Annotated in this window: 21 protein-coding genes and 1 riboswitch; of the genes, 12 read left to right on the top strand and 9 right to left on the bottom strand. The window is 49.1% G+C overall.

Going from position 1 to position 19,201, the window contains the following annotated elements; genetic code table 11:
- Window positions 1-6: 6 nt before the first annotated feature.
- The 3 genes from gcvT to WJT86_RS04720 all read right to left on the bottom strand — a co-directional run bounded on the left by gcvT (window position 7) and on the right by WJT86_RS04720 (window position 2,622).
- Window positions 7-1,146, bottom strand: coding sequence for a glycine cleavage system aminomethyltransferase GcvT (gene gcvT / locus WJT86_RS04730; protein WP_346336377.1), 1,140 nt, complete (start codon window positions 1,144-1,146; stop codon window positions 7-9).
- Window positions 1,147-1,290: 144 nt separating this feature from the next.
- Window positions 1,291-1,389, bottom strand: a riboswitch (glycine riboswitch).
- 159 nt (window positions 1,390-1,548) lie between these two features.
- Window positions 1,549-2,061, bottom strand: a complete 513-nt coding sequence (locus WJT86_RS04725) for a hypothetical protein (RefSeq protein WP_346336376.1) — start codon at window positions 2,059-2,061, stop codon at window positions 1,549-1,551.
- A 21-nt stretch (window positions 2,062-2,082) separates the two neighbouring features.
- On the bottom strand, window positions 2,083-2,622 hold the full coding sequence (locus WJT86_RS04720) for an invasion associated locus B family protein (RefSeq protein ID WP_346336375.1): 540 nt from the start codon (window positions 2,620-2,622) through the stop codon (window positions 2,083-2,085).
- Window positions 2,623-2,943: 321 nt separating this feature from the next.
- Here WJT86_RS04720 and coxB point away from each other — a divergent pair, with 321 nt between their 5' ends.
- The 10 genes from coxB to WJT86_RS04670 all read left to right on the top strand — a co-directional run bounded on the left by coxB (window position 2,944) and on the right by WJT86_RS04670 (window position 11,999).
- The gene (gene coxB, locus WJT86_RS04715; protein WP_346336374.1) at window positions 2,944-3,804 is read left to right on the top strand and encodes a cytochrome c oxidase subunit II; all 861 of its coding nucleotides are present in this window, start codon (window positions 2,944-2,946) and stop codon (window positions 3,802-3,804) included.
- A gap of 28 nt (window positions 3,805-3,832) precedes the next feature.
- Entirely contained in the window at window positions 3,833-5,482 is a 1,650-nt protein-coding gene (gene ctaD, locus WJT86_RS04710) for a cytochrome c oxidase subunit I (protein ID WP_346336373.1), read from the top strand.
- A gap of 5 nt (window positions 5,483-5,487) precedes the next feature.
- Complete coding sequence (locus tag WJT86_RS04705) at window positions 5,488-6,450, top strand: heme o synthase (protein WP_346336372.1); 963 nt, start codon at window positions 5,488-5,490, stop codon at window positions 6,448-6,450.
- Between the two features lie 10 nt (window positions 6,451-6,460).
- Entirely contained in the window at window positions 6,461-6,622 is a 162-nt protein-coding gene (locus WJT86_RS04700; protein ID WP_346336371.1) for a hypothetical protein, read from the top strand.
- 14 nt (window positions 6,623-6,636) lie between these two features.
- Complete coding sequence (locus WJT86_RS04695; RefSeq protein WP_346336370.1) at window positions 6,637-7,221, top strand: cytochrome c oxidase assembly protein; 585 nt, start codon at window positions 6,637-6,639, stop codon at window positions 7,219-7,221.
- A 46-nt stretch (window positions 7,222-7,267) separates the two neighbouring features.
- On the top strand, window positions 7,268-8,119 hold the full coding sequence (locus tag WJT86_RS04690; protein WP_346336369.1) for a cytochrome c oxidase subunit 3: 852 nt from the start codon (window positions 7,268-7,270) through the stop codon (window positions 8,117-8,119).
- A 12-nt stretch (window positions 8,120-8,131) separates the two neighbouring features.
- Entirely contained in the window at window positions 8,132-8,506 is a 375-nt protein-coding gene (locus WJT86_RS04685) for a DUF983 domain-containing protein (protein WP_346336368.1), read from the top strand.
- Window positions 8,506-9,231, top strand: coding sequence for an SURF1 family protein (locus tag WJT86_RS04680; RefSeq protein WP_346336367.1), 726 nt, complete (start codon window positions 8,506-8,508; stop codon window positions 9,229-9,231). Before WJT86_RS04685 ends, WJT86_RS04680 begins: the two co-directional genes overlap by 1 nt.
- Before the next feature lie 82 nt (window positions 9,232-9,313).
- A complete protein-coding gene (gene thrC / locus WJT86_RS04675; RefSeq protein ID WP_346336365.1) occupies window positions 9,314-10,720 on the top strand; it encodes a threonine synthase in 1,407 nt (468 codons plus the stop codon).
- A 1-nt stretch (window position 10,721) separates the two neighbouring features.
- Entirely contained in the window at window positions 10,722-11,999 is a 1,278-nt protein-coding gene (locus WJT86_RS04670) for a M16 family metallopeptidase (RefSeq protein WP_346336364.1), read from the top strand.
- A gap of 5 nt (window positions 12,000-12,004) precedes the next feature.
- Here the strand turns inward: WJT86_RS04670 and WJT86_RS04665 are convergent, their stop codons facing one another.
- Window positions 12,005-12,619, bottom strand: a complete 615-nt coding sequence (locus WJT86_RS04665) for a YqgE/AlgH family protein (protein ID WP_346336363.1) — start codon at window positions 12,617-12,619, stop codon at window positions 12,005-12,007.
- A 130-nt stretch (window positions 12,620-12,749) separates the two neighbouring features.
- Between WJT86_RS04665 and WJT86_RS04660 the strand changes: the two genes are divergently transcribed.
- The gene (locus tag WJT86_RS04660) at window positions 12,750-13,574 is read left to right on the top strand and encodes a protein-disulfide reductase DsbD domain-containing protein (protein WP_346336362.1); all 825 of its coding nucleotides are present in this window, start codon (window positions 12,750-12,752) and stop codon (window positions 13,572-13,574) included.
- A 171-nt stretch (window positions 13,575-13,745) separates the two neighbouring features.
- Window positions 13,746-14,231, top strand: a complete 486-nt coding sequence (locus WJT86_RS04655) for a peroxiredoxin (protein WP_346336361.1) — start codon at window positions 13,746-13,748, stop codon at window positions 14,229-14,231.
- Between the two features lie 29 nt (window positions 14,232-14,260).
- On the opposite strand, the gene rnhA is transcribed toward WJT86_RS04655, so the two are convergent.
- The 5 genes from rnhA to WJT86_RS04630 all read right to left on the bottom strand — a co-directional run bounded on the left by rnhA (window position 14,261) and on the right by WJT86_RS04630 (window position 19,038).
- Window positions 14,261-14,722, bottom strand: coding sequence for a ribonuclease HI (gene rnhA / locus WJT86_RS04650; protein WP_346336360.1), 462 nt, complete (start codon window positions 14,720-14,722; stop codon window positions 14,261-14,263).
- Window positions 14,719-15,684, bottom strand: a complete 966-nt coding sequence (gene thrB / locus WJT86_RS04645; RefSeq protein ID WP_346336358.1) for a homoserine kinase — start codon at window positions 15,682-15,684, stop codon at window positions 14,719-14,721. Before thrB ends, rnhA begins: the two co-directional genes overlap by 4 nt.
- A gap of 32 nt (window positions 15,685-15,716) precedes the next feature.
- Window positions 15,717-16,673 (bottom strand): 4-hydroxy-3-methylbut-2-enyl diphosphate reductase, encoded by a 957-nt coding sequence (gene ispH / locus WJT86_RS04640; protein ID WP_346336357.1) that lies wholly within the window; start codon window positions 16,671-16,673, stop codon window positions 15,717-15,719.
- Between the two features lie 86 nt (window positions 16,674-16,759).
- Window positions 16,760-18,130, bottom strand: coding sequence for a glutamate--cysteine ligase (locus tag WJT86_RS04635; RefSeq protein ID WP_346336356.1), 1,371 nt, complete (start codon window positions 18,128-18,130; stop codon window positions 16,760-16,762).
- Between the two features lie 161 nt (window positions 18,131-18,291).
- Complete coding sequence (locus tag WJT86_RS04630; protein ID WP_346336355.1) at window positions 18,292-19,038, bottom strand: 16S rRNA (uracil(1498)-N(3))-methyltransferase; 747 nt, start codon at window positions 19,036-19,038, stop codon at window positions 18,292-18,294.
- Between the last annotated feature and the right edge of the window lie 163 nt (window positions 19,039-19,201).

Genomic DNA, 19,201 nt, shown 5'->3' with positions numbered 1-19,201 from the left:
TCAAATTCAGCGTTTGTAATGATTAGGAACAAATGGCATTGCCGCGATTTTTGCCGGCACCGGCTTGCCACGGACAACAAGGATAACCGGCGTATCGACCTGTTTGAATCCAGAGGCCACATAACCCATTGCCAGAGGGCCATTCAGACTTGGGCCAAAACCACCGGAAGTCACGACTCCGATTTCGTTACCATCCGTATCTGTAATGATTGTGCCTTCACGCGCAGGAGCGCGTCCTTCCGGCAGAATACCAACACGGATTTTGCTTGTGCCATCAGTAAGTTCTTTCGCAATCCGCTCATACCCGGGGAAGCCGCCCTCTTCGCGGCGGCGCTTCTGAATTGACCAGTTAAGCCCGGCCTCAATTGGTGATGTCCCGGTATCAATGTCATGTCCATAAAGGCAAAGACCGGCCTCAAGCCGTAATGAATCACGGGCGCCAAGCCCGACAGGCTTAACGACAGGATTACTTAATATCTTATTCCATAAAGCACCGGCATGATCAGCGGAGACAGAGATTTCATAACCATCCTCGCCCGTATAACCGGAGCGGGAAACCGTGCAATCAAACCCTGCAACCTTAAAGCTACGAACAGACATAAAGCCCATTTCTTTTGCTTCTGGTGCAAAAGTGCCGAGCACCTCTTCTGCTTTCGGTCCCTGAAGGGCAAAAAGCGCAAGATCATCACGGCGTTTAAGGGTAATTCCTGCGGGAAGTTTTTGAGCAAGATGCTTGTAATCTGCCTCCTTGCAGCCAGCATTGACCACAAGAATAAGCTTTCCATCAGCTTCTGGTTCAACAGGACGGGAGATCATAAGATCATCCAGAATACTACCCTGCTCATTCAAAAACTGGGAATACCGCTGCTGTCCCGGCTTAATATTCAGAATATCGGCAGGAACCAGTGTTTCAAGAGCTTTTGCGACGGTCGCATGATCGCTCCCTATCAGTTCAGCCTGCCCCATATGGGACACATCAAACAAACCAGCACTTTCTCTGGTCCACAGATGCTCATTCAAAATCCCGGTCGGATACTGGACAGGCATATCATAACCCGCGAATGGCACCATACGTGCACTAAGTGCGACATGCTCTGCATAGAGCGGGGTTTTCAGGATAGGTGTATCACTGTTACTCTCAGACATATTGTCCCCAGTCCAGAACGAGTTACATCGACAGGCCAATGCCCGTTAGATGCCCCCTCTGTCTGAGAACCTGAGAGATTTCCCTGTCCGTGGACAGGCTGCTTCCTTCGGTGGGTAGAATAAACTACCGCTCTCCAGAGTGCCAGATCACTTGCGGTCCTTTAGCCTGAGCGTTTCCGGGGCGGTTGCGCCTTCGGCGTCGATATTAAATGGGAGAATATCGAACTCTTCCGCAGGGATCACTTGACCGGATCACTCTTATATTCCTGATCGCATGAGTCAACGGGGGCTTATCATGAAAAACTTACTGAAGGTAAGTTAGTCAGCTAGACTAAAGGCGACCCTACGAAAAAGGCCGGTCATGATTGAACCGGCCTTTTCGTCAAAATATCAGGATTTATATTAGCGGCGACCGCCGATACCAACCTCAATAGTGAAAGTATCAAGATGTGCAGCAGGGACGATAAAGCCCTCCTGAACTGATGCAAACTCACCAGATCTGCGTTCAGAACCAACCAGAGCGGTTGCCGTCTGTGAACGCTGGGCAAGAACCCTATCACCCACCTTGATGCGGTAGTGAACAGGTACAGAATAGCGACCACTACTACCAGATGCGAGAACGACACGCCCGGCTACACCAACTTTCACACGGACAGAACCATCTTCACGAAGGTGGCACTCGCGCGCTGTATCAATAATCGAGGCCTGACCGCCGGCATTTGTCGTTGTATAACCACCGCCCTCATACACATCCACGCGGGGGCAATAAATTGTCTCTGTCGGAGGCTTGGCAACCTCAGGAGCTTCTGTCTTATTGAAGAAGAAAAGATTGCTTGCCGTATTCGTTCCTTCTTCTGCACTGCTGCAAGCTGCAACAAGAAGAGAGAGACCTGCGAGAGCTATCAGTTTTTTCATTAGTCTAGAACCCCGTCAATATTACTGCGCAACATTCGGCAGATTATCATAAGCGGCAGAGAACCCATCAAGAACAATAGGTACCCCGACACCCTGCTCAGGCGTCTTGAAAACGATAAACATTGCTGTTTTGCCGTTCTTCAGCTGGTCAAGCAGACCATCTTCAATACGGACCTCAGCAGCACAGCCACTTGTGAAACAGCGAACAAAGCCAACCCGGCCAATATCTGTCTCATCAATACGCAGCCCAAGACCACTCGGCAGCAAAACACCCAATGGTGCAACAACGCGCATCATCTGGCTTTTACCATCGGCCGTCTTGTAGATGCTCACAACAAGGGTGATATCAGGGCTCTGATCATCAACAACATTCTGAACCACAATGCAGCGTTCAGATGCGGAACCGGGTGGAGTATCGCACTTCACCTTCCATGCGCCATAGGCCTTGCCATTGCTCATATCTGAACCGGGGGCAGCCCCTTGTGCATAAGCAGATGCACTAAAAAGTACTGGTAAGGTAAGCCCTAAAAGGAGCGTCCGGATTGCTTTCCTGAACAACATGAAAACCCTTCTTGATCAGCAGAATGCTATGATCCGGCAGATTTACCGGACTCGAAATTTTCAGGCAACTTTCGGAACACGCCACACGCTGAATGTCAAGCGCAGTACCAAGAAATCACACTGTCAAACTAATTACTAATACAAAAAAGTGCTTCTGACCACTTCTGCACCCTTGAGCATTTCCAAGATTGCGACAAATATTTGACATAAATCAAATTGCGTTTCTCCGAGCCCAACGGCGATAAAAAATTTCTACTGTTATTGTCGTTTCAAATCTTACTGCGGACGCTTGCTCCGCATCGCAACTGGATGAGGCTTTTTATGCCGGTCAGAAAAATGCCAAGCTTTTATCGGCCTTTGCTTACCCTCGCTTTTTTCCTCTCTGTTCTATTTTCAAACAGCGGCACACAAGCGCAAGAAGCAACAGCCGGATTACCCCGCCCATGGCAAATCAACATGCAGGAAACCGTAACCAGTTTCGGGCGCGAAATGTCCGCATTTCATCATAACTTGCTGCTGCTTGTGACAGTCATCTGTCTGTTTGTTGCTGTGCTTCTGCTGATTGTTATTTTCAGATTCAGAGAGAAGAAGCACCCGGTTCCATCCAAGACCACCCACCATACAGGGCTGGAAATTGCATGGACGATTATTCCGGTTCTCATCCTTGTTGCAATTTCAGTTCCGTCATTCCGGCTGCTTCGTGACCAGCTAACTATTCCAAAAGCCGATATCGTTGTTAAAGCAACAGGTTATTCCTGGTACTGGGGTTATGAATATCCAAGCGATCAGGGCGGCTTCAAGTTTGATTCAATCATGGTTCCCGAAGAGAATCTCAAGCCCGGAGATCTTCGCCTTTTAACGGTCGACAATGAAATGGTTGTCCCGGTGAATAAGGTCGTGAAACTTCAGACAACATCAGCTGATGTCATCCACTCATGGGCAGTTCCCGCTTTTGGTCTCAAGATTGATGCCATCCCCGGTCGCCTTAATGAAATGTGGTTCAAGGCCGAGCGTGAAGGCGTTTACTACGGTCAGTGTTCAGAGCTTTGCGGCAATGGCCATGCCTTCATGCCGATTGTTGTTCGTGTCGTCAATGAAGCCGCCTACACGGCGTGGCTTGATGACGCGAAGAAGAAATATGCCCTGAACTCCTCCCCAATGAATATTGCATCCACCCGCTAGGATCGTGCAGCAATTAAAGAGACAGATTATGGACCAAGTCACCCCCACCCTGACTGCTCCCGCTCCGCACCATAGTGACCATCCGGGTTTCTGGCGGCGCTGGTTTCTTTCAACCAACCATAAAGATATTGGAACGCTTTATCTGATCTTCGCTTTCTGTGCTGGTCTTGTCGGTGGCGGATTATCAATTGTGATGCGTATGGAGCTGATGCACCCCGGGTTGCAGTATTTCTCCAATGCACAGGCTTTCAACGTCTTCGTGACAGCCCACGGCTTGATTATGGTGTTCTTCATGGTCATGCCGGCGTTGATCGGTGGCTTTGGCAACTGGTTCGTGCCATTGATGGTTGGCGCTCCTGATATGGCCTTCCCACGGCTGAACAATATCTCTTTCTGGCTCACCGTTGCCGGTTACGCACTGCTGGTTCTGTCTCTGTTTTCTGAAGGCGCACCTAACTCAAATGGCTTTGGTGGCGGTTGGACAGTGTACCCGCCATTGTCGGTAACAGGGCATCCCGGCCCGGCGCTCGACTTTGCCATCCTTGGTCTTCACCTTGTTGGTATTGGTTCAATCCTGGGCGCAATCAACTTTATTACCACCATTCTCAACATGCGCGCCCCGGGGATGACACTTCACAACATGCCTCTGTTCGCGTGGGCCATGCTGGTCACATCCTTCCTGCTGCTTCTGTCGCTGCCTGTTCTGGCCGGTGCCATTACCATGCTGCTGACGGACCGCAACTTCGGCACGACATTCTTTGACCCATCGGGCGGTGGTGATCCGGTTCTGTACCAGCACCTGTTCTGGTTTTTTGGTCATCCTGAAGTTTACATCATGATCCTTCCGGCCTTCGGAATTGTCAGTCACATTATTTCCACTGCCTCACGAAAGCCGATCTTTGGTTACCTAGGCATGGCCTATGCCATGGTCTCCATCGGGGTTGTCGGCTTCGTTGTCTGGGCTCACCATATGTACACAGTTGGTCTCAGCCTCCAGACACAGGCCTACTTCGTCTTTGCAACAATGGTCATTGCCGTCCCGACGGGCATCAAGATATTCTCATGGATTGCGACGATGTGGGGTGGTTCCATCCGCTTTACGGCAGCTATGCACTGGGCGATTGGCTTTATCTTCCTGTTCACGGTTGGTGGTGTCACAGGCGTTATCCTCGCCAATGCTGGCGTCGATCGTTACATGCATGACACCTACTATGTCGTCGCCCATTTCCACTATGTTCTGTCACTGGGTGCCGTCTTCATCATTTTCGGAGCCATGTACTACTGGTTCCCGAAAATGACCGGCTACATGATGCCTGAATGGATTGGTAAGCTGCATTTCTGGATTGCCTTTATTGGCGCCAATGTTCTGTTCTTTCCGATGCACTTCCTTGGTCTTGCTGGAATGCCCCGTCGTTATGCAGACTATCCGGAAGCCTTCTCTGGCTGGAACTTTGTCTCCTCAATCGGCTCCTACATGTTTGCCGTCGGTGTCTTCGTCTTCATCTTTGGCGTCATCTACGCTTTTGTGAAGAAGGTTCCTGCGCCCAACAATCCATGGGGTGAAGGCGCGACAACTCTTGAGTGGACATTAAGCTCCCCTCCACCATTCCATCAGTTCGAAATCCTGCCTCGTGTCCTGCCTAACGGCGAGATCGTTACAGCCTCAGCCGAGAAGTAATCATCATGCCAAGACATAACGTCAGAACCGCAACCCTACCGCTTACGAGCAAAGCAGCACCCGATATCTTAAAGGGTGATGTGATTGATTATGTGGCTCTGCTCAAGCCCCGCGTTATGTCTCTGGTGGTTTTTACGGCACTGGTTGGAATGCTGGTTAAGCCCATAACGGTTCACCCATTCATTGCAGCAGCATCATTGCTGATGATTGCCCTAGGTGCCGGTGCCTCTGGCTGTCTCAACATGTGGTGGGACAGTGATATCGATGCCCGGATGTCCAGAACGAGAAACCGTCCGATACCTGCCGGACGGATTGATGCAGGAGATGCCCTGATCTTCGGATCATGGCTTTCTGTTGGTTCCGTTCTGATGCTCGGCCTGATTTCCAACTGGCTGGCAGCTTCACTTCTGGCGATGACCATCCTTTATTATGTGGTTATCTATTCAGTCTGGCTGAAGCGCTCGACACCACAGAATATCGTTATCGGAGGGGCCGCAGGTGCATTTCCACCTATGGTTGCTCAGGCAGCAGTCACGGGGTCCGTTGGCTTGGAAACAGTCATTCTGTTCCTGATCATCTTTTTCTGGACACCGCCACACTTCTGGGCATTGGCTCTTCTGAAAACGGATGACTATGACCGTGCGGGTATCCCGATGCTGCCAAATGTTGCTGGCAAGCCTGCAACACGCCGTGCCATTCTCTATTATACATTAATCCTTGCCCCCCTTGGTTTAGCACCGTGTTTTGCCGGGTTCGGTGGCCTGCTCTATGCAGCGGTAAGTCTGATTGGTGGCATCGGAATGCTACTACTCGCCCTTCAGATTTATAAATATCAAAGTGGCCCATTATCGAATGAGGGGCCTCGCAATATGTTTCGCTTTTCTATTCTGTATCTCTTTTCCCTGTTTGCAGCTTTGTTGGCTGAACATGGATTAGGCTTACTGATTGCTCTGCCGAAACTGGTTTGAGGAAAGTGTCATGGCTCATTCCCGTGAAGATTACCTAGTCCCGGCCCCCCTGACAAAAGAAGACCTCAAGCTGCGCCGCCGACGCTCCAATGCCATCGGTATTTCATTAGGCGTTCTTGCAATCATCTTCTTCATTGTCACGCTCATTAAAATGGGCGCCCAGATTCACTGAACAGAGATAGAGCAATGGATAGTAAGCCCCATAAAAACCAAAACGCAAAAATCGCGCTCTTCTGTGCCGGTCTTGCCGTTGCTATGGTTGGTGCGGCTTATGCCTGTGTGCCGCTTTACGATCTCTTTTGTCGCGTAACCGGCTTTGACGGTCGGCCCATCACCAGCGCAATACCGTCAGACAAGGTTCTCGATCGCAAAATTTCTGTTCGTTTTGACGCCAATGTTGCTCCTGCTCTGAGTTGGAACTTTACGGCGAAGAATCCGGAAGTTGAGCTGCGATTGGGAGAGGTCAAAACAATCTATTACACCGTTCGCAATACTGGCTCGACCCCGGAGACAGGTATTGCCACCTATAATGTCCAGCCCGATCTGGCAGGCTCTTATTTTGTTAAAATCCAATGCTTCTGTTTCACCGAACAAGTGCTGCAACCCGGTGAAGAGCGAGAAGAAGCCGTCGTCTTCTATGTTGACCCGGATCTCGTGAAAGATACCAGCATTGGTGACCTACAATCGATCACACTCTCTTACACATTTTTTCCGTCACGCAATGGCTCACCTGTCGCAGCAGCGAGTGAACCAAAGCAATCGAAGCTATAGCAACTTATCGAATCCCCGCCTGTTCTGAATAGGAATGGAGACACGAATGGCCCAAACAGACGCAGTACATCATAACAAGCAACATGATTTCCATCTGGTTGATGCCAGCCCATGGCCATTGCTTGGCTCATTAAGTGCCTTTGTGATGGCAGCAGGTGCCGTCTGCTGGATGAAAAGTCTGGAGCCTTTCGGACCACATTCCGGAACCTACATTTTTGGTGCTGGTGTCATCGGTGTCCTCTTCACCATGTTCCGCTGGTGGCTTGATGTCATCCGCGAGGCTGAGCACGGAGGCTTCCATACCAAGGTTGTGCAGCTTTCCCTGCGCTATGGCATGATGCTGTTCATCGCTTCAGAAGTCATGTTCTTCGTTGCATGGTTCTGGGCTTATTTCGATGCAGCCCTGTTTCCCAACAGCGCAGTACAATTCCAGAAAGCAGAGCTCCTTGTTGCATGGCCACCAAAAGGGATTGAAACATTTGACCCCTGGCATCTGCCTTTGCTGAATACCCTCATTCTGCTGACATCCGGTACAACGATCACCTGGTCGCATCACGCATTGCTGGAAGGCGACAGAACCGGCTTCCGCAATGGCCTTGCCTTAACAATCTTCCTTGGCATCTTCTTTAGTATTGTTCAGGCGTTTGAATATAGCCACGCCACATTTGATTTTGGCGGGCATATTTACGGCTCTACCTTCTTCATGGCGACAGGTTTTCATGGTGCCCACGTCATTATTGGTACCCTCTTTCTGATTGTCTGCCTGATCAGAGGGTATCTTGGTCAGTTCACATCCAAACAACACCTCGGTTTTGAATTTGCTGCCTGGTATTGGCACTTTGTCGATGTCGTCTGGCTGTTTCTTTTCGCCAGTATCTATATCTGGAGTTACAAGTAAGGATTAGACACCGTGGGCAGTGCCCCTAATGATACGGAACCAAGCGTTCTCTCTGCTGGTCTAAGATGCCGTTGCCCTCGTTGTGGGCAAGGGCATCTGTTTTCCGGATTTCTAACCCTCCAGCCCGAATGTGACATCTGCCATCTCGACTTTCTGGCGTCAGACAGTGCGGATGGGCCGGCTTACTTTGTCATGTCAATTGTCGGGCTGATTGTTGTCGGCCTGGCTCTTTGGGTTGAGTTTAGATTTGAGCCCCCCATCTGGCTTCATATTGCCATATGGTTTCCCCTGACGATTATTCTCTCACTGCTTCTTATTCGCCCGGCGAAAGCTTTGATGATTGCCATACAATATCATAACAATGCGCAGGAAGGCCGCTTTCGGTAATGTCCATATCTTCGCCTTCGGTTAAAAAGATTCTCTCAGGTTTTCTTGTTCTTTGTGCTTTGGCCATTCTGGTTTCACTTGGTGTCTGGCAACTTCAGCGCAAGGCATGGAAGGAAGCCCTGATTGCTGACATTAATGCACGCGCGCATTCCCAACCTGTTGCAATCAGCCCTGAGAAAGATTGGGTGAACTGGGATCCTGCAAAGGATGAGTTTCGGCACGTTACCGTTACCGGAACATACGCACAGACCAATGACATTGCCGTATACGGGCTAATGCAGGATCCGAAGACATCAGATACCCTTCAGGGGCATTATCTGTTCTCGCCTCTTCTGCTCGAAAACGGGACTGCTGTTTTTATCAATCGTGGTTTTGTACCTAACGATATCAAAATCCCATCTCCGCCAATCGGCATTGTCACGGTTGAAGGCATATTACGCGCACCGGAACAGAAGGGCTGGTTTGTCCCGGCTAACCAACCTGAGAAAGGTGAGTGGTTTACCCGTGATGCTCCGGCAATGGCAGCATATAAAAATCTGGCCCGTAATGCCCCCTTCTATATCGAGGCTGATGCCAAGCTTAATGAAACCAGTACCACATGGCCTCGTGGTGGTGTAACGCGTGAGATCACTTTGAAGAACGATCACCTCCAATACGCCCTGACATGGTTTGGCTTAGCAACTGTACTTTTAGGCATTACAGGTTATGCTTTAGTCCGCAAATAACACCCGAATTGCAGAAAAATGAAACTCTTGCTTGCAGCAAAGCCTCAAGGCCTTTATCAGCAATGCGTCAAAGAGGTTTGTCATGCTCCATATTTCTACACGCGGCGAAGCACCTTCCATCGGTTTTTCAGAAGCTCTCCTGACTGGGTTGGCGAGAGACAGTGGTCTATACGTACCCCAGAGCTGGCCCCAGATTTCTGAAACGACTATCAAAGGGTTTGCAGGCCAGCGTTATGCAGATGTTGCAAAGCAGGTTCTAGGCCGTCTCGTGGGTGATGATATCGCTCCGGCTGATCTTAGCCGAATGGTCGAGGAAGCCTATAGTGGTTTCCGCCATAAAGCCATTTGCCCCTTGGTTCAGCTTGATGACAATCTCTTCCTGCTTGAACTCTTCCATGGCCCAACCCTTGCGTTCAAGGATGTTGCCATGCAGCTGCTTGGCAAATTGATGGATCATGTTCTTAAAGCCAAGGGCCACCGTGCAACAATTGTCGGTGCAACCTCAGGTGACACGGGCAGTGCAGCAGTAGAAGCTTTCAAAGGCCTTGATCAGGTTGATATTTTTATCCTGTTCCCAAAGGGTCGTGTTTCAGAAGTCCAGCGTCGACAGATGACAACGGTCGATAGCCCGAATGTTCATACTATCGCTGTTGATGGCACTTTTGATGATTGTCAGGCGCTGGTTAAAGCCATGTTCAATCACGGTGCTTTCCGTGATCAGGTTAATCTCTCTGGCGTAAACTCTATCAACTGGGCCCGTGTTGCAGCGCAGTCCGTCTATTATTTCACAGCAGCTGTTGCACTTGGTTCCCCTGCCCGTAAGGTTTCCTTCTCGGTCCCAACCGGAAACTTTGGCGATATCTTCGCTGGCTGGGCTGCCAAGAAGATGGGCCTGCCGATTGAGCGCCTGATGATTGGCACCAATGCCAATGATATTCTGGCGAGAACCTTGGAAACAGGTTCTTACGAAATCCGCGGTGTTGTTCCAACAACATCACCATCTATGGACATCCAGATATCTTCAAACTTTGAACGTTTGCTGTTTGATGCCTATGGACGTGATCCGGAAGCTGTCCGCAATACGATGGCACAGCTGTCACAAGCTGGTTCATTTACAATTGCGCCGGAAGCACTCGCAAAAATCCGTTCTGAGTTTTCTGCCCAAGCCGTTGATGAGAAAGCTGTTGCAGAAGAAATGGCAACGGTCCGTAACGAGACAGGCTATATTCTTGATCCACATAGTGCAGTTGGCGTCAGGGCAGCTCGTGAACTCCTCCGCACTCAGCCGGAAGTGCCTGTGGTTGCGCTCTCAACAGCACATCCGGCCAAATTCCCTGATGCTGTCAAAGCTGCAACGGGTGTATCCCCTGCCCTTCCTCCTCACCTTGCTGATCTGTTGGATCGCAAGGAGAAGGTCAGTCATGTCGAAAATGACCTGACAGCGGTTGAGGCCTTGATCAAAGATCGCGCCCGGATTTTGAAAGCCTGAAATGAATCAAAATCTGTTTAGCGAAAACCCGGTCGAAATCACGACACTTTCGAACGGCTTTACGGTTGCGACAGAGGCAACTCCAAATGTTGCAACAGCCTCTTTAGGCGTCTGGGTTGGTAGCGGCTCCCGCAATGAGCAGGCCTCCGAACATGGCCTCTCCCATCTGATTGAACATATGGCGTTCAAGGGAACGACATCCCGTTCAGCACGCCAGGTTGCAGAAGACATTGAAAATGTCGGTGGTGAAATTAATGCTGCGACAGGCGTAGAATATACCAGCTATGCAGCACGCTTGCTTGGCGAGGATATTTCTGTTGCACTGGACGTTATTGGTGACCTGCTAACAAAATCAGTTTTTGACAAGCAGGAACTCGCTCGTGAAAAGAGTGTCATCCTTCAGGAATACGCAGCTGTTGAGGATACGCCTGACGACCTGATCTATGATGTTTTTCAGGAGACAGCTTTTTCAGGCCAGCCCATCGGTCGACCAATCCTTGGCCGACCGGAAACAATCAACAGTTTTGATGAAACCGCCATTCGCCGTTTCCTGGATAGGGAATATATCCCGGCTAACATGGCCCTAGTTGCAACGGGGCCTATCCAGCATGCCCAAATCGTTGAACAGGCAGAACGTCTGTTTGGACATCTCCCAGTGCATGAGATTCAGCCTTCTGAGGATGGCATCTACAAGGGAGGCGAAAAACGTCTACCCCGCGATCTGGAGCAGGCCAATATCGTTTTTGGCCTGCCCGGCTTATCCTTCAAGCATAAAGACTATTATGCCCTACATCTGTTTGCCCATATCCTTGGCGGTGGCCTGACTTCACGTCTTTGGCATGAGGTTCGGGAAACCCGTGGGCTTGCCTATGTTATTGATGCTTTCCACTGGCCATTCTCAGACTGCGGTATTTTCGGCATTGGTGCAGGGACATCTCAAAAAGATCTGGCAGAGCTTCTTGATGTTGCACTCGAATGCGCATGGCTTGCGACTGAAAATATTTCTGAAGAAGAAATGGCCCGCGCCAAACGGCAGATGAAAGTCGGTATGCTCACAGCTCTGGAGTCACCTGGCGGCCGTATTGAGCGCATTGCCCGCCAGCTTCTCACATGGAAGCGGCTCATCCCGGTGAGCGAAGTTGTCCGCAAGGTCGATGCACTGACGGCAGGTGAAGTCTGCCAGGCTGGACGAACCGCCATATCTGGCAACAGAACCCTTGTTTCTATTGGCCCGATTGATGACCTTCCTGCTTTGGCCCAACTGGCAACAAAGCCATAAATAGGTCAGGCCCGACCTGCCACATTCGACAGGAAGCCAAGATCAACGCCGATGCTGTGGAGCGCCATTTCGTAACGTAAATCCACAGCCTCATGGAACAGAATATCTGCTGTGGCCGGGCACGTCAGCCAGCAGTTTGCCTGAACTTCACTTTCAATCTGTCCCGGAGACCAGCCAGCATAGCCAAGGGCAAGCAATGCCTCTTTCGGCCCGGCACCTCGGGCAATAGCCCTGAGAATATCAACCGTTGCTGTCAGACAGACACCATCATCAATATCAATTGTATTGTCTGGTGTCCGGTAATCGGGTGAATGCAAAACAAAACCACGTGTGTTTTCGACGGGTCCACCCATCATGAGCTCAAAGTTATGCAAACGTGAGTTCAGATCAAAAGTGTCTTTTTCGGAAATAATATCAAGCTGAACCAGAAGCTCCGGAAAATCTATATGTTCTGCCGGGCGGTTGATAATAATGCCCATCGCACCTTGATCCGTATGCGAGCACATATAGATAACACTACGCTCAAAACGCGGGTCATCCATAGTTGGCATGGCAATCAGAAGATGCCCTTCCAGAAACCCCGGTTTTTCATGGTCACGTTTTTTAAAATCTATTTCCATTTTTGTATGCTACCAGCGGTAAATAACTTGTCCATAGCAGATTGCGTAAACGCACTGAATTGCTTGGCAACTTATGATTTTATTATTCTATAACGTGTGAGAAAACACTTTTACAAAACAGGTATTTTCAGTGCTCAACATCGGCCACAGATACAAAACTGCTGCTTTTGCTCTCATCACATTTATGGTTCTTATTATAGGTCAGATGTTATCTGCTGCACAGGCGACCGAACGTCCCTATAAAATAAATATTCTTGATGGCGGGCAAGAGGATGGGAGTTACCTTGCTGCCATTGAGTTAAAACTTGCAGGTGGTTACCTCACATATTGGCGCACACCGGGTGAAGCCGGTATTGCTCCCTCGTTTAACTGGTCCGCCTCTGAAAACCTTGAAACAGTTTCAGTTGAATGGCCTGCTCCTGAGAGAGTTCTAGAAGCTGACAGCGTCGTTTATGGCTTTCATAAACAGGTCATCATCCCACTTCGGATAAAACCAAAGCAGACAGGAAAACCTGTCACGCTTAACCTCGAATTACAATTCGGTGTCTGCAAAGATATATGCATACCAAGCACGGATACTATTTCTACCAGCCTCACCGGCAAAGGGGACAATGCAGTTGTCGTCCAACGCGCATTCCGCAATCTGCCTGTAAAGCAGAAGTTGGCGGAGGCAGGAGCCTTATCTGTTTTATCCGTTACCAGGTCAGACAAAGAGAATGAATATATTGCTCGCCTGCGGACACCTGAAAATCAGGCAACAGAACTGTTTGCGGAAGGTCTGGATGGGTGGATACTCTCAACCTCTCTTGAACGAAATGGGCCAGAAGTCGGGACGTCTGATTTCACGATCAAAGTGGAATATGCTCCTAAAGCAGAGCTCACGACCAAGCCATTCATACGATTGACAGCTAAGAGCGGTACGCAGTCCATTGAAACAGAAGTGCAAGTTGAATGATTTTCACTTGCTCAATCAAGGCGCTATTTAAAGCATAGCTAAAAGAACTTACGCTCTAAAAGTACTTGCGCATTACAATATACGCTTTTATCTGTTTATCAAATTATTCTACAGCAACCTAAAAGATATAGCTTGAAGTAGATATTTATCTGAAGTTTGGAAGGAAAAATTATGACAATCCAAGTTGGTGACCGTCTACCAGAGACTTCTTTTATGGTAACAACGTCTGACGGCCCTGCCGCCAAGACTACAGATGATATTTTCAAGGGTAAGAAGGTTGTGCTCTTTGCCGTACCCGGAGCATTTACACCAACATGCCATCGCAATCACTTGCCCGGGTATGTCCAGAATATTGATGCCTTTAAAGCAAAGGGTATTGAAACGGTTGCCGTTACAGCTGTTAATGACGTCTTTGTCATGAAAGCTTGGGCTGATGCATCCGGTGCTGCTGACAAGATTACATTTCTGGCCGATGGTAGCGCCAATTTTGCAAAGGCAATCGGCCTCACACTTGACGCCAGCCAAAATGGCTTAGGCATTCGCTCCCAGCGTTATGCCATGATTGTTGAAGATGGTGTTGTCAAAGCTCTGGAAGTTGAAGATGTCCCGTCAAAAGCAGATGTCTCAACTGCTGAGAATATTCTCAAGCACCTCTGATAAAAGAAAAGCCGGGATCATTTCCCGGCTTATTCGTCTGAACTGACAGCAGTACCTCTGAATGGCTCCAGAGCCGCAACAGCCAGCTCATCAGCCCGATTGTTCATCGGGTTATCTGCATGCCCCTTAACCCAGTGCCATGTCACATTATGATGCTGTGTCAGCTCATCAAGAAGACGCCATAAATCTTCATTTTTAACCGGCTTCTTATCTGCGGTTTTCCAACCTCTTTGCTTCCAGCCATGTACCCATTCCGTAATACCGTTACGGACGTATTGGGAATCCGTGAACAGGTCGATATCGCAAGAGCGTTTCAGCGCACGTAAAGCCTCAATTGCGGCCATAAGCTCCATACGATTGTTGGTTGTATGGGCCTCTCCGCCTGAGAGTTCTTTTTGCTTATCCTTGTATAACAGAATGGCAGCCCAGCCTCCGGGACCGGGATTACCTGAACAGGCGCCATCTGTATAAATCGTAACCCGGCTACTCACCGTACAAGCCCATATTCAGATGCATCCGTGACATGGCGATGGAAACCAAGCTTCCGGTCATATTCTAAAGGATCTTTTGGTTTAACCAATGCTCCGGGCGGGACATTCAGCCAATCAACAAGACGTGTCAACATGAACCGCAGGGCAGCACCACGGCAAAGGATTGGCAGAGCATCAATCTCTTCTTTATTGAGAGGCCGCAATGATTGATACCCTGCAATCATTGACTGCCCTTTTGTTAGATTGAATGAGCCATCACTTTCAAAGCACCAGGCATTCAGACAGATCGCCAAATCATAAACGAGCGCATCTGTACAGGCGAAATAGAAATCAATCAGCCCGGAAACGTCATCACCAATAAAGAATACGTTATCGGTAAACAGATCGGCATGAATAATTCCCTGCGGCAGATCTTTGGGCCAATTTGCCTGAAGGTAAAGCAGATCACTTTCAGTGCGTTCTCTCAAACCGGAAGCCACGCTGTTGGCACGATCTTTGGCTTTTTCAAACAGAGGAGCCCAGCCGCTCACAGACAGATTGTTTTCTCTATGCATATCAAAGCCCTGCCCAGCCAGATGCAGCTGAGCCAGAGCCTTACCTAAAGATTCACAATGCTTTGCCTGAGGCTTACGAATGGAGAGGCCTTCAAGAAAGGTAACAATCGTTGCTGGCCGGCCAGCAACATGAGACAGCTTTTCACCACTCTTGTTTGAAACAGGTTGAGGGCAGTTGATACCGCGATCAGACAGATATTCCATCAGATTGAGAAAGAATGGCAGTTCTTTCTCATTAACGCGTTTCTCATAGAGTGTCAGAATGAAAGAGCTTTCAGATGTACGCAGAAAATAATTTGTATTTTCGACACCTTCGGCAATGCCTTTGAAGGAAAGCACATCGCCAATATCATAAGTGGCAACAAGTCCTTCAAGTTCTTCATCGCTGACGTCTGTATAAACTGCCAATTCTCTCTCCTGACCCCGGTTTACATCTGTTTTTAGCTATCAGTTTCACGCAGTTCCCTTGGCAGAGGGAAGAACATGCTTTCATCCGCAGTTGAAACGGTTTGTACGCTGATCTGATATCGCTCAGCAAAAGCATCTATGATTTCTTCAACCAGAACTTCGGGAGCAGAAGCGCCGGCCGTTAAACCCAGACGTGAGATATTTCCGTATTTATCCCAGTCAATATCATCTGCGCGCAGCAAAAGCTCAACAAGCTTGCACCCTTCCCTCTCGGCAACCTCACGCAAACGTTGTGAATTTGAAGAATTGGGCGAGCCAATAACAATCATTGCATCAACCTGAGGCGCGACAGCCTTAACCGCTCCCTGCCTGTTGGTAGTTGCATAGCAGATATCCTCTTTATGAGGTGCTACAATTGCCGGAAACTTGTCCATCAATGCCTGAACAATATCCTTGGTATCATCAACAGACAGGGTTGTCTGTGTCACAAAGGCAAGGGTCCGCCCATCGTTAAACGACAGCGCCTCAACATCTTCACGTGTCTCAACCAGAGTAATAGCACCCTCGGGCAACTGCCCCATGGTGCCAACAACTTCGGGGTGACGGGCATGTCCGACCAGAAGTACATGACGGCCGCGTTTAAAGTGCACTTCTGCTTCACGGTGAACCTTTGTCACAAGCGGACAGGTCGCATCAAATGCCAACAGGTTCTTTGCCTTTGCATCTAACGGTATCTGTTTGGGAACACCATGGGCCGAGAAGATAACCGGGGCATCACCATCTGGTACTTCGTCAAGCTCTTTAACGAAAACCGCCCCTTTGGCCTTGAGATTGTCGACAACGTATTTGTTATGCACGATCTCATGCCGCACATAAACCGGAGGGCCATAGATAACCAAAGCCCGCTCAACGGCATCTATGGCGCGCACAACTCCGGCACAAAACCCGCGCGGCGAACATAATAGAATCTCAAGATCAGGCTTTTTCATAATATGGATTTGCGAGAGCCTGACGTCAGTGTCAAGCTCTGATTAAGTTACAGAACAGAAGCCTAATCTATCACGCAGACAGATACTCAGAAAACATATTCCTTGAAAGCGTTATCAAGGTTACCATTCCAAACGCCATTATAACGCTCAAGAAGCAGCTCTGCCGATGTCTTGCCGCTCTCGGCAATTGTGCGAAGTGGGTTCAGATAATGGCTCTCATCCTGCCCATCAGCATTCTTGATACCACGGCGTGCAAGCCCGCGACCTGCCAGATCCAGCACATCCTTGGCTATATCCTGAACAGAGCGGGAGCCAATTTTTGCTTTGAGAGCAATGCTTGGCACATCATCTCTAAGCTGCTGACGCTCGTCTGCAGTCCAGTCTTTGACGAGATCCCATGCAGCATCCAGAACATCAGAATCGTATAGCAGACCGATCCAGAGCGCTGGCAGGGCCAGAATGAACTCCGGAGAGCCAACATCCGCACCCCGCATCTCAATATAGCGCTTCAGCCGAACTTCCGGGAAAACTGTTGAAACATGGTTTGCCCAGTCTGACATGGTGGCTTTTTCGTCGGCATGTCCGGGCAAATTACCGGCAAGAAGGTCTTTGAAAGACTGCCCGGCAACATCATGATAAGTGTCACCGCGCTTGATGAAATACATTGGGACATCAAGAACCCAATCCACATAACGCTCGTACCCAAAACCTTCTTCAAAGACGAAAGGCGTCATACCTGCCCTGTTATTATCGGTATCCTTCCATATTTCCGAGCGCATAGAGAGATAGCCGTTCGGCTTTCCATCCATAAAAGGCGAATTGGCAAACAGTGCCGTTGCAATTGGCTGCAGAGCAATGGAAACACGCATTTTCTTGACCATGTCCTGCTCGGATGAATAGTCAAGATTGGCCTGAACCGTTGCAGTGCGATACATCATATCCAAACCATGCTGCCCAACCTTGGGCATATAGTTTGTCATGATTTTATAGCGCCCTTTAGGCATGACCGGTGTTTCAGCACGTGACCACTTAGGGCTTGTGCCCAGAGTCAAAAAACGGATGCCAAGTTTTTCACCAATCTTCTTGGTATCGGCAAGATGTTTATCAAGCTCTGCCTTGGTCTGATGAATATTCGCAAGAGGCGCACCAGACAGCTCAAACTGGCCACCGGGTTCCAGAGAAACGGCATCTCCACCAGTCTCGTCGAATAGACCAATAATCTTGCCAAACTCTGTGATTTCTTCCCAGGGCTTAGTTTTGGCAAGCTGCTCAAGTAATGAGCGGATACCATTTTCACCCTCATATGGCACTGGCGAGAAATCTGCCTGATAGAAGGGTACCTTCTCATGCTCTGTACCCACACGCCAATCACTGGACGGCTTTTCTCCTTCAGCAATCCAGTTAATTAAATCTGCCTTGGAACAGACAGGCGTTGAATCAGAAACATCGCGGGCCATAGAAACCTCTTTAGAAAACAACCCCGAAAGTTAAGTACACGGGGAGATCGTGAAAATAGTGATGAGTTGGTCTTGCCGCAATGTTGCCACGTTTCGACATTGTGCAGGAGCACACATTGAGCAAAATAAGCTTTTAAATTCAAAGCCTCAGAAAATCGTTTCTATCCCCAATCGCCAATCGACGCCTGAATAACAGCCAAAGCCGCAACAGCTGCCGTATCAGCACGCAGAATACGTGGGCCCAGAGAAAGCGAAAGACATGGCTTACGCGCCTTAATCATTTCACGCTCACTCTCCGAAAACCCGCCTTCTGGACCAATGAGAACTGCAAGACGGTGCTTATTGCCGGAAATAGCCTTCAAAGCTTCTACCGGATTTTGGACGGAAGCATCTTCGTCACAGAATATGAGCAGGCGATCTTCCTCCAGAGCATCCAAAGCAGCAGCCAGTTTCATTTCTGGTTTGATTTCAGGAATAACCAGAATACCACATTGCTCTGCAGCCTCCACAGCATTCGCTTGCATTCGCTCAAGATTGACCCGGCCACTTTGTGTTCTCTGTGTAAATACCGGCATCATTGCAGAAATGCCCATTTCAACGGCCTTCTGCACCATATAATCTTGGCGGGCGTGTTTGATTGGCGCAAACATATACAACAGATCAGCTGCAGCTGTCTGTGGGCGCGCAAGTTCAACTGTAAGCAAGCTTGCAGACTTTCGTCCCTCAACCGAGATTTCAGCCTTCCACTCTCCATCCCGTCCGTTAAAGACAAGCACATTACTGCCAGCCTTTAATCGCAGAACATTCAGGAGATAATTGCTTTGTGCACGATCAAGTTCATAGCTACGCCCTTTGGCGAGCTCTTCATTCAGAAAAAGTCTCGGCGCATTAAAATCGTACTGTGACATTTATTTCCCGTTTGAAAAATCCATGGTCTCTATAGCACCGGCTTTTGAATTTGCACATAAATTTGCTTTGGCTACGAATTATGTAGAGCAACATAATGCTTTGTGTTGCAAAGGCAAAATTTCGGCTCTAAAAAGTACGCAGATATATATTTTAATCGCATTA

Origin of the sequence: Hohaiivirga grylli (assembly GCF_039655745.1) — a bacterium.
Classification (GTDB): Bacteria; Pseudomonadota; Alphaproteobacteria; order Rhizobiales; family Beijerinckiaceae; genus Hohaiivirga; species Hohaiivirga grylli.
This window is presented reverse-complemented; position numbering and strand designations above follow the sequence as displayed.

What these genes read in the sequence shown, in the direction of transcription:
- ispH (WP_346336357.1), bottom strand. Translation starts at nt 16,673, where the DNA reads ATGAAAAAGCCTGATCTTGAGATTCTATTATGTTCGCCGCGCGGGTTT.
- WJT86_RS04665 (WP_346336363.1), bottom strand. Translation starts at nt 12,619, where the DNA reads ATGGAAATAGATTTTAAAAAACGTGACCATGAAAAACCGGGGTTTCTG.
- WJT86_RS04680 (WP_346336367.1), top strand. Translation starts at nt 8,506, where the DNA reads ATGTCCATATCTTCGCCTTCGGTTAAAAAGATTCTCTCAGGTTTTCTT.
- WJT86_RS04705 (WP_346336372.1), top strand. Translation starts at nt 5,488, where the DNA reads ATGCCAAGACATAACGTCAGAACCGCAACCCTACCGCTTACGAGCAAA.
- WJT86_RS04695 (WP_346336370.1), top strand. Translation starts at nt 6,637, where the DNA reads ATGGATAGTAAGCCCCATAAAAACCAAAACGCAAAAATCGCGCTCTTC.
- thrC (WP_346336365.1), top strand. Translation starts at nt 9,314, where the DNA reads ATGCTCCATATTTCTACACGCGGCGAAGCACCTTCCATCGGTTTTTCA.
- WJT86_RS04635 (WP_346336356.1), bottom strand. Translation starts at nt 18,130, where the DNA reads ATGGCCCGCGATGTTTCTGATTCAACGCCTGTCTGTTCCAAGGCAGAT.
- WJT86_RS04655 (WP_346336361.1), top strand. Translation starts at nt 13,746, where the DNA reads ATGACAATCCAAGTTGGTGACCGTCTACCAGAGACTTCTTTTATGGTA.
- WJT86_RS04720 (WP_346336375.1), bottom strand. Translation starts at nt 2,622, where the DNA reads ATGTTGTTCAGGAAAGCAATCCGGACGCTCCTTTTAGGGCTTACCTTA.
- gcvT (WP_346336377.1), bottom strand. Translation starts at nt 1,146, where the DNA reads ATGTCTGAGAGTAACAGTGATACACCTATCCTGAAAACCCCGCTCTAT.
- WJT86_RS04670 (WP_346336364.1), top strand. Translation starts at nt 10,722, where the DNA reads ATGAATCAAAATCTGTTTAGCGAAAACCCGGTCGAAATCACGACACTT.
- WJT86_RS04630 (WP_346336355.1), bottom strand. Translation starts at nt 19,038, where the DNA reads ATGTCACAGTACGATTTTAATGCGCCGAGACTTTTTCTGAATGAAGAG.
- ctaD (WP_346336373.1), top strand. Translation starts at nt 3,833, where the DNA reads ATGGACCAAGTCACCCCCACCCTGACTGCTCCCGCTCCGCACCATAGT.
- WJT86_RS04725 (WP_346336376.1), bottom strand. Translation starts at nt 2,061, where the DNA reads ATGAAAAAACTGATAGCTCTCGCAGGTCTCTCTCTTCTTGTTGCAGCT.
- coxB (WP_346336374.1), top strand. Translation starts at nt 2,944, where the DNA reads ATGCCGGTCAGAAAAATGCCAAGCTTTTATCGGCCTTTGCTTACCCTC.
- WJT86_RS04700 (WP_346336371.1), top strand. Translation starts at nt 6,461, where the DNA reads ATGGCTCATTCCCGTGAAGATTACCTAGTCCCGGCCCCCCTGACAAAA.
- WJT86_RS04690 (WP_346336369.1), top strand. Translation starts at nt 7,268, where the DNA reads ATGGCCCAAACAGACGCAGTACATCATAACAAGCAACATGATTTCCAT.